This is a genomic window from Lysobacter tyrosinilyticus (genome assembly GCF_054779815.1).
The window spans coordinates 1338449-1351127 of record NZ_BAAGXN010000001.1; the positions used below are offsets into that span (position 1 = coordinate 1338449).

Annotated in this window: 11 protein-coding genes and 1 riboswitch; of the genes, 4 read left to right on the plus strand and 7 right to left on the minus strand. The window is 64.6% G+C overall.

The window, feature by feature from the left end:
• Positions 1-18: 18 nt before the first annotated feature.
• From ACYVGK_RS05735 to trhA, 3 genes are all read right to left on the minus strand, one after another.
• Complete coding sequence (locus tag ACYVGK_RS05735; RefSeq protein WP_460732278.1) at positions 19-936, minus strand: MBL fold metallo-hydrolase; 918 nt, start codon at positions 934-936, stop codon at positions 19-21.
• Positions 937-1037: 101 nt separating this feature from the next.
• Positions 1038-3002 carry an AsmA family protein gene (locus ACYVGK_RS05740; RefSeq protein ID WP_460732279.1) on the minus strand — a complete coding sequence of 655 codons (1965 nt, stop codon included), beginning with the start codon at positions 3000-3002 and terminating at the stop codon, positions 1038-1040.
• 205 nt (positions 3003-3207) lie between these two features.
• Entirely contained in the window at positions 3208-3852 is a 645-nt protein-coding gene (gene trhA / locus ACYVGK_RS05745; RefSeq protein WP_460732280.1) for a PAQR family membrane homeostasis protein TrhA, read from the minus strand.
• Positions 3853-3951: 99 nt separating this feature from the next.
• Here trhA and ACYVGK_RS05750 point away from each other — a divergent pair, with 99 nt between their 5' ends.
• A complete protein-coding gene (locus ACYVGK_RS05750) occupies positions 3952-4575 on the plus strand; it encodes a sulfotransferase family 2 domain-containing protein (RefSeq protein WP_460732281.1) in 624 nt (207 codons plus the stop codon).
• An 82-nt stretch (positions 4576-4657) separates the two neighbouring features.
• Here the strand turns inward: ACYVGK_RS05750 and ACYVGK_RS05755 are convergent, their stop codons facing one another.
• The 4 genes from ACYVGK_RS05755 to ACYVGK_RS05770 form a co-directional block, all read right to left on the minus strand.
• Positions 4658-4909: a hypothetical protein gene (locus ACYVGK_RS05755; RefSeq protein WP_460732282.1), complete on the minus strand. Its 252-nt coding sequence runs from the start codon at positions 4907-4909 to the stop codon at positions 4658-4660.
• A gap of 93 nt (positions 4910-5002) precedes the next feature.
• Positions 5003-6607 (minus strand): peptide chain release factor 3, encoded by a 1605-nt coding sequence (locus tag ACYVGK_RS05760; protein ID WP_460732283.1) that lies wholly within the window; start codon positions 6605-6607, stop codon positions 5003-5005.
• A 207-nt stretch (positions 6608-6814) separates the two neighbouring features.
• Positions 6815-7738 (minus strand): peptidoglycan DD-metalloendopeptidase family protein, encoded by a 924-nt coding sequence (locus ACYVGK_RS05765; protein WP_460732284.1) that lies wholly within the window; start codon positions 7736-7738, stop codon positions 6815-6817.
• Complete coding sequence (locus ACYVGK_RS05770) at positions 7738-8835, minus strand: phytase (RefSeq protein WP_460732285.1); 1098 nt, start codon at positions 8833-8835, stop codon at positions 7738-7740. The genes ACYVGK_RS05765 and ACYVGK_RS05770 overlap by 1 nt, the downstream gene beginning before the upstream one ends.
• 193 nt (positions 8836-9028) lie before the next feature.
• A riboswitch (SAM riboswitch) is annotated at positions 9029-9176 on the plus strand.
• A gap of 68 nt (positions 9177-9244) precedes the next feature.
• Here ACYVGK_RS05770 and metX point away from each other — a divergent pair.
• The 3 genes from metX to ACYVGK_RS05785 are packed head-to-tail and all read left to right on the plus strand — an operon-like array spanning position 9245 to position 12659.
• Positions 9245-10306, plus strand: coding sequence for a homoserine O-succinyltransferase MetX (gene metX, locus ACYVGK_RS05775; protein ID WP_460732286.1), 1062 nt, complete (start codon positions 9245-9247; stop codon positions 10304-10306).
• Positions 10303-11514: an O-succinylhomoserine (thiol)-lyase gene (locus ACYVGK_RS05780; RefSeq protein ID WP_460732287.1), complete on the plus strand. Its 1212-nt coding sequence runs from the start codon at positions 10303-10305 to the stop codon at positions 11512-11514. The genes metX and ACYVGK_RS05780 overlap by 4 nt, the downstream gene beginning before the upstream one ends.
• Positions 11511-12659 carry a homoserine dehydrogenase family protein gene (locus ACYVGK_RS05785; protein ID WP_460732288.1) on the plus strand — a complete coding sequence of 383 codons (1149 nt, stop codon included), beginning with the start codon at positions 11511-11513 and terminating at the stop codon, positions 12657-12659. The genes ACYVGK_RS05780 and ACYVGK_RS05785 overlap by 4 nt, the downstream gene beginning before the upstream one ends.
• The last annotated feature ends 20 nt before the right edge of the window (positions 12660-12679 follow it).

Consider the following 12679-nt stretch of genomic DNA (forward strand, 5'->3'; position numbering starts at 1 on the left):
GCATGGCCGAGGTATCGGTCAGAAGACCTGCAGGTCCTGCGCCGACACCACTTTGCCTTCGTAACCGGCTTCGCGGATTTCCCGGATCAGGTCATCGTCGGTACCGCCCTTGCCGTATAGCTGGTGATAGAGCACCAGCAGCTTCGGTTTCGCGCGCCGCGCGATATCCGCCAGATCCCGGCTGCGGGTGTGGTAGGCCGCGTGGTAACGCTGCCATTCCGGTTCGCGCGCGGCGAAGGTGCTCGTGCTGATGACTTCATGGATGAGTACGTCGCAGCCGTCGCAGGCCCGCACTACGGCATCGCTGGGAGCCGTATCGCCGGAAATCACGATGCGGCGATCGGGCGTGTCGAAACGGTAGCCATAGGCATATTTCCATTTGCCGTGGGGCACGGCGAAGGCAGTGACTGTCACGTGTTCGTCGCGATACGCGACGCCAGGTTTGACCTCGTGCGCCTCGACGCGGTGACCGCCTGTATTGCTGGGTTCGCCACCGTGCAGGCGGATGTCGATGTCTTCCGCATACGCCGCCAGGATGTGGTCGGTCATCGCGCTCAGGCCGGGCGGGCCGTACACGCGCAGCGGGCCGCTGCGATCGAGCACCCACGGCGTGAAGATCAAATCCGGATAGCCGGTCGTGTGATCGCTGTGCAGATGCGTCACGAATGCCAGATCGAGGCGTTCCGGCTTGAGCGCGTCAATGCCGTGTTGCCGTGCAGCCGCGGACGCGCGCCGGACCACACCGGGGCCGAAGTCGACGAGATAGGCCTGATTGCCAACCACAATCGCCGTGGCAGGCCCCGAATGGTCCGGGTCGGCGTTGGGCGTGCCGGTTCCGAGCATCACTACGCGGGTGGCTTGGGTGTTCGCGGCGTCACCTGCGGCGCCTGCGGTAGAAACGAACAGCAGCGTCGCCAGAGCGATCGATAGGCGCAAGGAGATTCGTGTTGGCATGGGTGCGGCGAATGGCTGCGATCGTCGAATACTGTCGATATGCGTGCCGACGCGCAAATGATGCGGGTGCATCTTTACACGCGCTATTTGGCGTAGCGGCCGCCGCAGGCGGCGTCTTTGCCCGGCCCCAGTTCCAGCGTTGCCAACAGCGCTGCAGGCGGTGCGATGTTGCCCAAAGCCAGGGCAATGGCGCTACGCAGCCCGATGCGGCCGTAGTTCGGGTGAATGTCGGGATTCTTGAACGTGCCGTCGATCCATAGCGGCGTTCTCAGCGCAATCAGGCTGCGATCCTTGGGGCGCGGCCTGAGCTTCAGGTGCAGGGTTTCATCGCGCAGGTTGATCGTGCCGTCTCCGACGATGATGGTATCGGTGGTGTCAAAGCCCATCGCGCGCGAAGTCATCAATCCACCCTCGACGCTGAAGTCGCCGAATGCACAGCGGATCGGGATCTTGCGATCGCCGCGCATGAGGAATTTCAGCGCCTCGGCGACATCGATGCCCGCCAGTTCCATCAGCAGATTGCTGATCTGGCCCTGGCCCATGCCGACTGCGACCTTGCCGTCGCTGCTGCCGAGCATCAGCGCGATCGAATTGCCTTTGCCAGCCAGGGTGACGTCGCCGCCAATGCGGCCAATCGCGTCCTGCGCGAGCTTCAGATCGGGGACTAGTTCGCGCAGGTTCAAGCCGTTCGCCCCGATCTGCGCCTGCGTGCGTATCGGATTCTCTCGCGCATCCATGCGCACCACTGCACGCACCTGTCCGCCGGCTACGCCGAAGTTCAGGGGATCCAGGTGAAGCAGGCCGTTTTCCAGCCGCAGATGCGTGTCCATGTCGTCCAATGGCCACTTCAGCGCATCGATGCGATGCGCGCGGTAGCGCACGTCGGCATCCATGGCGCGCAGTTTGTCCAGTTCGTAAGGACGATCAGGAAGCAGGCGTGCGCTTGCGCGATCGCGTTCGGCTTGGGCAATGAGTTGCGGGTTGCTTGTTTCGCCACTGCCGGTTTGCGGCGCTTTGTTGATGAAGCCTGCGAGGTCGTCGAAGTCGAGGTGTTTGGACACGAGGTCGGCGCGCAGGTAAGGGCGTGCCCGTCCGGTTTCCACGCTGGCATCGCCGGCCAGATCGCTGTCGCCGACCACGCCGCGGAAGTTGTCGTAATGCCAGATATAGCCATCCGGATTCTTGGTTTCGCGAGTCAGGCGGCCATCGAGCCGATAAGGCGGTGTGTTGGGCGTGACGATTCCCAGCAACGGATAGAGGTCCGCCATGTCCTGTCCGGACAGTGCGAGCTGAAGATCGAAGTCGCGCAGCAACACAGGATCCACGAGGGAACCGCGCGCATGGGCTCTCGTGGCGCCGGCTTGGGCGTGCACATCGATGCGATAGGGGCGCTGCCGATCGCGCAAGGCCAAAGGTGTTTCCGCACTGCCGTTGACCTTGAACCGGTTTCCCTTCCACAGGCCGCCACCATCGAGCTGGACTGAAGATGCGCTGTTGTCGTCGTCGTGCGGACTGGTGACGTTCGCGTGGACATCGGTGTTGATGGCTGCATCGGTGAAACTGACCTGGCCATCATCGATCCACAGTCGTGAAAACTGCGGCTGCCTGCCGCCGCGACTGCCGAACTTCCAGTTGCCGATGTGCTGTGGGCCGACCTCAAGGCGCAGAAGCGGACGTGTCAGTCGCAGGTCGGGAATACGGGTTTGCCCGCGCAGCAATGGCCAGAGCCGGATCTTGAGTTCGACGCGGTCCGCTGCCGCCATCACGGGCTGCTTCGACCAGGCCGCATTGCCAAAGCGCAAGGCGTCCGCGCGGATGGTAGGGGTGCGCCAGTCGAGATCGACGTCGATGTTCCCGTCGATGCGGAACAGACGTCCGGTCTGCGCCTCGACCCGGCGTTCGATCGGTCCCTTGAACCAGTTCCAGTCCCATAGCGCGACAAGGATGGCGAGCGAACACGCTAGTACACCCAAAGCAAGCCACCATGGATGGTGCCGCAGCGTGTCGGCAAATGTGCGGGTCGATTCGAGCGGGCGTCGTCGTTCCATCGGACTGCTCACGCGATGATGCGACGGACGAACCCTACAGCGGCGCTATTTGCCGCCGGGCGTAATTGTTCCGAGGGTTGGATGGTCCGCTGCGGTGTGCGGATCAGCCGCATCGTGGTCAGCCTCCGTAATCGGATCGGCTCACCATCGGCAACAAGGGATCAAGTGAGAGTGAACATGTTGCGCGGGGTTCAGCTGCGCGCGTTCACATGTGTGGAACGACCTGCGCCATGACCGAAACATAGTGGCACACGCTGCCCGCGATCACGAACATATGCCACACGGCATGCGAATAGCGCATCGAGGGGCGGTGGTAGAAAAATGTGCCGAGCGTGTAGCAGACGCCACCGGCGAGCAGCCAGCCGAAGGTCCAGGCATCCAGCGAGCGGAACACCGGCACGATGGCCGTCAGTACCAGCCATCCCATCGCGACGTAGATCAGGGTCGAAAACAGCTTGAAGCGGCCGGTGAATAACAGCTTGAACACGACGCCGGCCAACGCCAGCGTCCAGATCGCGGCAAACAACCACCAGCCCACCGCGCCACGCAGGCCGATCAGGGTAAATGGCGTGTAGGTGCCGGCGATCAGCAGGTAGATCGCGCAGTGGTCGAAGACCTTCAGTCGGGCCTTCGCGACCGGGTGTTGAATGGCGTGGTACAGCGTCGAGGCGACATACAGCAGCAGCAGGCAGACGCCGAAGACGATTGCGCCTATGAGCTGCCAGCCATCGCCGTACAAGGCGGACAGCGTGATCAGGACGGCGCCGCCGGCCAGGGCCGCCGTCGCTCCCAGTCCGTGGGTCAGTGCATTGGCAATTTCTTCGCGGAGCTCGTGGGAGGCTGTAGTCATGGATTGAGGATCGGTTCCTGACGTGGAGCAAATGCTCGGGAGTCGGAACCGGACCCGGGTCGCCTATCATCCGAGGCCCGGAGCCGGTTGTACGCGCGGATGATCATCTCCCATCAGCACCGTTTCGTCTTTGCCGCCATTCCCAAGACCGGCACCCACTCTGTTCGTCAGGCCCTGCGCGAGCACCTGAGTCCGGACGATCTGGAGCAGGTGGGGTTGTTCGTAGACAAACGGTTTCCGTTCGAAGAGCTCGCGGCCATCCGGCACGGCCACATCACGCTGGAGCAGATCCGACCGTTTCTAGGAGAGGAAGCATTCTCTGGGTACCTGAAATTCGCGTTCGTGCGCAATCCGTTCGACCGGTTTGTCTCGTACTGCGCTTTCGTGGCCCGCGAAACGGGAGCCTTCGATCGCGACCCGCAGAAGGTGATGCGCCACATCCTGTTCCAGGTGAGGCCCGTACAGCACGTGCTGTTCGTGCCCCAATACACCTTCGTGACCGGGGTCGATGGCCGCATGCTCGCTGACAAAGTAGGGCGCGTGGAGGAGATGCAGGAGTCGTACGAGGCCATCTGCGCACGCATCGGCATCCCGTCGCGCCGGCTCGACCAGGTCAACAGTTCACGGCGGGGCAGCTATCGGGACTACTACGACCAGCAGCTTATCGATGGCGTCGCCGGGCTGTATCGCCGGGATCTTGAGCTCTTCGGTTACCAGTTCTGAGCGGTGCCATGGACTCGACAGCATTCGCCCGCTGAAATGAAAAACGCCCGGCCAAGCCGGGCGTTTTTTTGGTGCCTGAGCGTTACTGCGGCATCGCGGAAGCTGCGTCCTGCATCTGGGCGATATAGGACCCATAGCCCATGAAGCACAGGACCATGCCGATCACGCAAAGCAGCAGCGGGATCTTGTTTCCTGCGAAGTTCATGAGCGCGAAGATCAGCGACACGAACGGAATGAACAGCGAGCCCAGCCCCCAGAGCACGCTGGTACGGAAAGCATTGACCACGATCCACAGGCCGCCAATGAGCGACAGGATGACTCCTAGCCAGAACATAGTTTCCCCTTCGGAAGTGTACGGATGAGGCCGCCATCCCCATGGCGGCCCCCGGACACTAGCCCATCAGCGGGAAAGTGTGAAGTGCGTCACTCAGTCGATGGCGACTGCGTGCGCGTGCTCGCGAGTGGCCAGGAACTGCACGTCCGGCGCGCGCTCCTGCGCCAGCTGCAGGTTGACCCGGGTCGGTGCGAGATAGACCAGCTCACCGGCGGCATCGAGGGCGAGGTTCATCGCGTTCTTGTCACGGAACTCCTCGAGCTTCTTTGCATCGTTGCAGCGGATCCAGCGCGTCGTGGCCACGTTGACCTGTTCGAAGCTGGCGTCGACACCGTATTCGTCCTTCAGGCGATAGGCGACGACGTCGAACTGCAGCATGCCGACCGCGCCCAGGATCAGGTCGTTCGACATCAGCGGGCGGAAGAACTGCGTAGCGCCTTCTTCCGACAACTGCGCCAGGCCCTTCTGCAGCTGCTTGAGCTTGAGCGGATCGCGCAGGCGCGCGCGGCGGAACAGTTCCGGGGCGAAGTTGGGGATGCCAGTGAAACTGATCATCTCGCCTTCGCTGAAGCTGTCGCCGATCGAGATCGTGCCGTGGTTGTGGATGCCGATCACGTCGCCCGGCCAGGCGCTTTCCGCGATCTCACGATCGCTGGCCATGAAGGTCAGCGCGTTGGCCAGCTTCACTTCCTTGCCAGTGCGCGGATGGAAGGCCTTCATGCCGGCACTGAACTTGCCCGAGCAGATGCGCATGAACGCGACGCGGTCGCGGTGCTGCGGGTCCATGTTCGCCTGGATCTTGAACACGAAGCCGGACAGATGCGTTTCGTACGGTGCGACTTCGCGCGAAGTCGTTGCGCGCGGTTTGGGTGAGGGTGCGTGCTCGACGAAGAAGTCGAGCAACAGCTGCACGCCGAAGTTATTGACGGCCGAACCGAAGAACACCGGCGTCTGCTTGCCGGCGAGGTAAGCGGCCGGATCGAACGGGTGCGAAGCACCTTGCACGAGTTCCAGCTCGTCGCGCAGTTCGGCGAGCATGTCGCCGCCGATGCGCGCTTCCAGGGCCGGGTCGTCGATGGACGCGAAGATGGTCGAATCCTGGCGGGTGAAGTTGCGCCCGGCTTCGTACAGATGCACTTCACCGGTGACCAGGTGGACCACGCCCTTGAGGCGCTGGCCCATGCCGATCGGCCAGGTGACCGGGGCGCATTGGATGCCCAGCACGCTCTCGACTTCGTCCAACAGGTCAATCGGCGGCTTGCCTTCACGGTCGAGCTTATTGATGAAGGTCATGATCGGCGTGTCGCGCAGGCGGCACACCTCCATCAGCTTGATCGTGCGTTCCTCGACGCCCTTGGCGACGTCGATCACCATCAGCGCCGAGTCCACCGCGGTGAGCACGCGGTAGGTGTCTTCGCCGAAGTCGGCGTGGCCGGGCGTGTCGAGCAAGTTGACGATGCGGTCTTCGTACGGGAACTGCATCACCGACGAGGTCACCGAGATGCCGCGCTCTTTTTCCAGCGCCATCCAGTCGGACGTCGCGTGGCGCGCAGCCTTGCGGCCCTTGACCGAACCGGCCATCTGGATCGCGCCGCCGAACAGCAGGAGTTTTTCGGTCAACGTGGTCTTGCCGGCGTCGGGGTGCGAAATGATCGCGAACGTGCGGCGGCGCAGGGCTTCGATGGAAACGTCGGACATGGCGGCGGCGCGCTGGAGGGCGCGTCGGGAAGCGGGGAAGGGTGGGGATTATACGTGTTTGGGGGACCTGCCCGGGGTCGGTGCTGACTGCTTCAAGGCTCGTCATCCCGGCGAATGCCGGGATCCAGCCTTTGACTTGGTGCTCATTGTGCGGAAACCGCGCGCAGAAGCTGGATCCCGGCATTCGCCGGGATGACGAGCAAAAACTTAGTTGCCCGCACCACCGGCAATCCGTAGCGGCCCGCCCGGGCCACGCATGCGGAAGGGCAGCGATTCCAGCTTCATTCCGCGGTTCACCTGGACCACGAAATGCAGATGGGGGCCGGTCGTGAAGCCGGTATTGCCCGACAAAGCGATCTGCTGGCCCGCGCGCACGCGTTGGCCGACGCGCACCAGGACGCCCTCCTCACGCAGGTGCGCGTACAGCGCCATGGTGCCGTCGTCGTGCAGGATACGGATGAAGTTGGCGCGCCCGCCGTATTTTTCGCGATTGAGGCCGGCCTTGGCGAAGTCGTTTTCGACCTGCATCACCACGCCCTCGCGCGCAGCGACCACCGGCGTACCGATGTCCGCGGCGAAGTCGACGGCGTAGCGGTTTTGCGGGTCGTTGTGGCTGAAGCTGCCACCGAAACCCTGGTCGATACGGAGACTGAGTTGCTGCAGCGGAAGCAGATATTCGAAATCGCGCGGCCTTGCGTTGGGATCGCCGGGCAGACTGTTCATCATCAGCTCGCCACCGCGGGAACCGTCGATCACCGCGACCAGCGTTGTCCCACGCGCGGGAACCGTTGCGCGTGCAGGCAGTTGCGGATCGCTATCGATGGCGCCGCCGCGCGCCTGGAGCATGACTTCGATCGGGCCCGCCAGATTGTTGTCGGCGAAGGCGAAGTAACGCCCATCGTTGGTTTCCAGGCGCAGCCGTGCGACGGCGCCTGGTTCGGCGGCAATTGGAATGGACTTGACCGAGCCGGCCTTCACCGCCGGGTTCGCCCCATCCGGCGCGGCGTCGCCGTAATGAGTGACGCCGTTCTTGTCGGTCCACTTGTAGACCTTGGCGGCATGCGCGGTGAGCACGGCAGTCGCCATTACAGCGACCGTGCCCAGGACCAGCGCAAGACGCGAAACGCGCATTACTCGGTGCACCCCTGCTTCAGGTTGAGTGATCGTGCCACATCGCGCAGATCGAAAGCAGTGACGGATTTGTCGTCATGCACGGCAAAAAGCGCGCCACCGGGGAAGCCGGCGCTGGCTGCGGCATGCAGGGCGACGCCGTCGGTGCGGGCGGTAGTGGCGCCCTGGAAGCTTCCGACCGGCTTCAGCGATACGCGATCGAACAGATGGAAGATCGTCAGCGGCGCCAGCTGGTCCACGGCGATCCAGTAGCCGCTGCCGTCGGGGCAGGTCCACAGGGCCACGCCTTCGGCTTCGGCGCCGAAAGCATCTTGCGGCAGGCTGCGCCCGGTGTAGCGACCGCTGAAGCTGTATTCGCGCAGGGTCGACAGATGACGGCGATCCTCGTCGGCGACCAGCATGCGGTCGTTATCCGGATCGCCTGCGATGGATTCGACCATGCGCAAAGCGCTTTCCTCGTGCGTATCGCCGAACGAGCCGCCGTACTGGGCGCGCATGCCGCCGTCCTGGTCAAAGGACACGCGGTAGCGGCGCACGCGCTGGTCGAGTTCGTTGAACGGCGGCACCACGTCGAACTTCTTCCCGTACATGAAGCTGTCGGTGACGTAGGCCTCGTACTCGCCCGGTTCCTTTTCAGTCATCCAGATGCCGTAGGGACTGCGCAGCTCCTTCTCGCCGAAGCTCCCGATCAACTTGAAGTCGGGAAGGCGAAGCACCTGGACGCGATGGTTGTCGCGTTCGACCACGAACAGGTAATCGCCCTGCACGGCGACGCCGTTGGGGCGCTTGAATTGGCCGGGGCCCGCGCCCTCTTCGCCAAAGGTGCGCAGTTGCTCGCCGGTGTCTGCATCGAACACGACCAGGCGGTGGCTCGACTTGCCGGTGACGATCAACCAGGTCTTGCCGTCTTCGGTGGGCCAGGTGGCCAGCGAGTCCAGTTCCTCGGCCGGGATTTCGGGCGACGAGACGTAGGCCTCGATCACGGTGACCGGGTTCGGTGCCGCGACCGGAGTCGGAGGTGCGGTTTCGCGCGGAACGGTGGCACAGGCGCTGAGCAAGGCGGCCACGGCGGCCGCGGTCAGGAAACGAGGATTCATCCGTGGAGTCTATTCGGTGGTGCCGCCCAATGCGGCGGCGCGGGTCGATTGTGTCGAAAGCCGCCCCATTCGGCCATCCGCAGGCGAACGGTGGGTCCGCGACACGCGTCGCGTTATGACTAAATGGAATGAATATCGCTTTATCTCGATAAAGAGATTGACCGCAGCGACGAGGCGCTGGCAGACTGCTGGCCATCCATCGAGACCGGCTGAGGGACAGGCCCTTTGACGCCGGGGCAACCTAGCTTCCGATTCGTCGCATGCGTTCGTCGCAGCGCGGCAAATGGGGAGGGAAGGTGCCAACTCCTGCGGACTGCCGCGCGCAGTCCGAAAGATGGTTGCAACGTCTGCCTTCGCGGTGGACGTGCAGCTGACGACTCGGTGGCCCTTTTGGATGCGGACCACCGACATGAGCCTCGTTACTTCTCCCGACCTCGCAGCTTGTACCCGCCCGGCCGTCGTCACTGGCGCAGCGGCGGCGCTCGCCGTCGTGCCGGCGTATCGCGGCGAAATCACCCTGTCCCTCAATCTGCGCCACGTCGGTGCCCGCACCGTCACGCTGCGTTACGAGAGTCTTGGCGACGCATCGCTACCCGCCGTGTTCGTCGCTGGCGGCATTTCCGCGAATCGCCATATCGGTAGCAGCGAGACCTTCCCGGACGTGGGTTGGTGGGAAGCGCAGGTCGGCATCGGCCGGGCGCAAGATCCCACGCGCAATCGGTTGGTCGCGTTCGACTGGCTCGGCAGCGACGGTGCGCTCGATGTCGTGATCGATCCTGCAGACCAGGCCGACGCGATCGCAGTGGTGCTGGACGCGCTACGCATCGAACGCCTGCAGGCGTTCGTCGGTTGTTCCTACGGAGCGATGGTCGGCCTGCAGTTCGCCGCGCGTCACGGCCACCGCCTCGATCATCTCGTGGCGATCAGCGGCGCACACCGGGCGCACCCCTTTTCCAGCGCCTGGCGTGCACTGCAGCGTCGCGCAGTGGCACTGGGCGCGCTGCAGTGCGATGAGAGCCATGGCCTGGCATTGGCACGCCAGTTGGCCATCCTCAGCTATCGCACGCCGGAGGAGTTTTCCGAACGCTTCGACGCCGCGCAGATCGTCGACGGTCGTGTGCGCGTGGCGGCCGAAGACTACCTGGACCACTGCGGCGCGCAGTACACCGCGCGTACGTCGCCGGTGGCGTTCCAGCGGCTGTCGGAATCAATCGACCTGCAATCGATCCGCCCCGAAACCATCGCCGTGCCCGTGACCGTGGTTGCGGTCGAGGAAGACCGCCTGGTTCCCGCCGACGACAGCCGCGCGCTGGCGCAACGCCTGCGCAACGCGCGTATCGAAGTTCTCAACTCCCTGTACGGCCACGACGCCTTCCTCAAGGAAGAAGCCGCGATCGCGGCCGTGCTCACCCAGGCGCTGCAGGAAGCTGCGACGTCCCGTTCCGTCATCACCATCGAGGCCGCCGCATGAGCAAGTCCTTCCCCCAGACCGCTTCCCTCCACCGCTGTACCAGCGCCGTGCGCGCGGGCATCGATCGCGATACCGCCTTCGGCGCGGTGACGCCGCCGATCGTGCTGTCGTCCAACTTCAGCTTCGCCGGCTTCGAGCAGAAGCGGCAATACGACTACACGCGCAGCGGCAATCCGACCCGCGACCTGCTCGCAGAAGCGCTGGCCGAACTCGAGGGCGGCGCCGGCGGCGTGATCACCGCGACCGGCATGGGCGCGATCACGCTGGCGCTGCACGCGCTGCTGCAGCCGGGCGACAAGCTGGTGGTGCCGCACGACTGCTACGGTGGCAGCTGGCGCCTGTTCAACGCACTGGCAAAGAAGGGTGCGTTCGAGCTGATCACAGCGGATCTCACCGATCCGCGCGCACTGGCCGATGCCCTGCAGCAGTCGCCCAAGGTGGTGTGGATCGAAACGCCGTCAAACCCCTTGCTGCGCGTCACCGACCTGCGCTTCGTGATCGAGGCCGCGCACAAGGCCGGCGCGCTGACGGTGGTCGACAACACGTTCCTGTCGCCGGCGTTGCAGCAGCCGATCGCCTTCGGCGCCGACTTCGTCCTGCATTCGACGACCAAGTACATCAACGGCCACAGCGACGTCGTTGGCGGTGCCGTGGTGTCGAAGGAGGCCGAACAGCATCAGCAGCTGGTGTGGTGGGCGAATGCGCTGGGACTCACCGGCTCGCCGTTCGACAGCTTCCTCACCCTGCGCGGCCTGCGCACGCTGGATGCGCGCCTGCGCGTGCACCAGGAGAACACGCTTGCGCTGGTGGATTTGCTCGACGGACATCCGGCCGTGGCTGCGCTGCATTACCCCGGCCTGGAGCGTCATATCGGCCATTCGGTCGCCGCCAAGCAGCAGCACGGCTTCGGCGCGATGCTGAGCGTGGAACTGGAAGGCGGCACCGAAGCCGTGCGTGCCTTCCTCGATGGCCTGCAGTGCTTCACCCTGGCCGAATCGCTCGGCGGCGTGGAAAGCCTGATCGCGCATCCGGCGACCATGACCCACGCCGCGATGGCGCCCGAGGCGCGTGCCGCTGCCGGCATCGGCGATGGTTTGCTGCGCCTGTCGGTGGGTATCGAGCATGCGGACGATCTGGTCGCTGATATTGCCGCTGCGCTGGAACGCGCCGAAGCGGTGACCGACAGCAAACGGCGCGTTGCGAAATGAGCGCCAGCGCCGACGTGCTCGATACGACTTTCGCTGCGACGCGGATCCAGGCGCGCACGAGCGCGCGCGCGCCGGCGCGAATCGCGTTGCTTGGTACCGGCACGGTCGGCGGTGCGGTGCTGGAGCGCCTCGCTTCCTGGGCGGGTGCGCCGATCGGCTCACGACTGCAGTTGGTGCATGTGGCGAACTCGCGGTTCGCCCTCAGCGATGCCGACGGACTGTGTCCGGATGTGGCGGCGCAGGCAATCGCTGCTACCCGACAAGACGGCGCGATTCCGTCCTCGTTGTCCGCGGCCACGCAGGCACTGGGACCGCGCGGCTATTGCCGGATCCTCATCGACGCCACCGCCAGCGAAGCTGTCGCCGAACAGCACGCGCGCTGGCTGGCACACGGCATCCACGTGGTGACCGCCTGCAAGCTGGGGCAGGGCACCTCACTGGCCCGCTGGCGTTCGATCCGTGAGGCCTGCGACGAAGGCGGAACCGGTTATGGCGACAGCGCCACTGTCGGCGCGGGCCTGCCGTTGCTGCGTTCGCTGCGCGAACTCCGGACTGGCGGCGACCGCATCCATGCCATTGCCGGCATCCTGTCGGGTTCGCTCGCCTGGCTGTTCAATCAATACGACGGCATGCGCCCATTCTCCGCTCTGGTACGGCAGGCGCGCGATGCGGGCTACACCGAGCCGGATCCGCGCGACGACCTGTCCGGCGAGGACGTGCGTCGCAAGATCGTGATCCTCGCGCGCGCGGCCGGCTTCGAGATCGAACCGCGCGACGTTGATGTGACTTCATTGGTACCACGCGAACTGGCGTTGTTATCGAAGGAGGCGATCGATGCAGCTCTGCCTGCGCTCGACACGCCGCTGCGCCAGCGTTTTGCCGAGGCCTACAAGAACGGCGAGAAGTTGCGTTTTGTCGCGCGGCTTGAACGTGATGGTGATGGTGGTGTCCAGGCCCGGGTCGGTCTGGAAGCGTTGGCGCACGATCACCCGTTGGCCGGCGGTGCCGGCACGGACAACAAGGTAGCGATCTGGTCCGATCGCTACCGCTCGCAGCCGTTGGTGATCCAGGGGCCGGGCGCCGGAGCGGAAGTCACCGCGGCCGGTCTGCTCGACGACGCATTGCGGATCGCCCACGCGGGTTGAGAACTTCTGCAAGCGCGGCC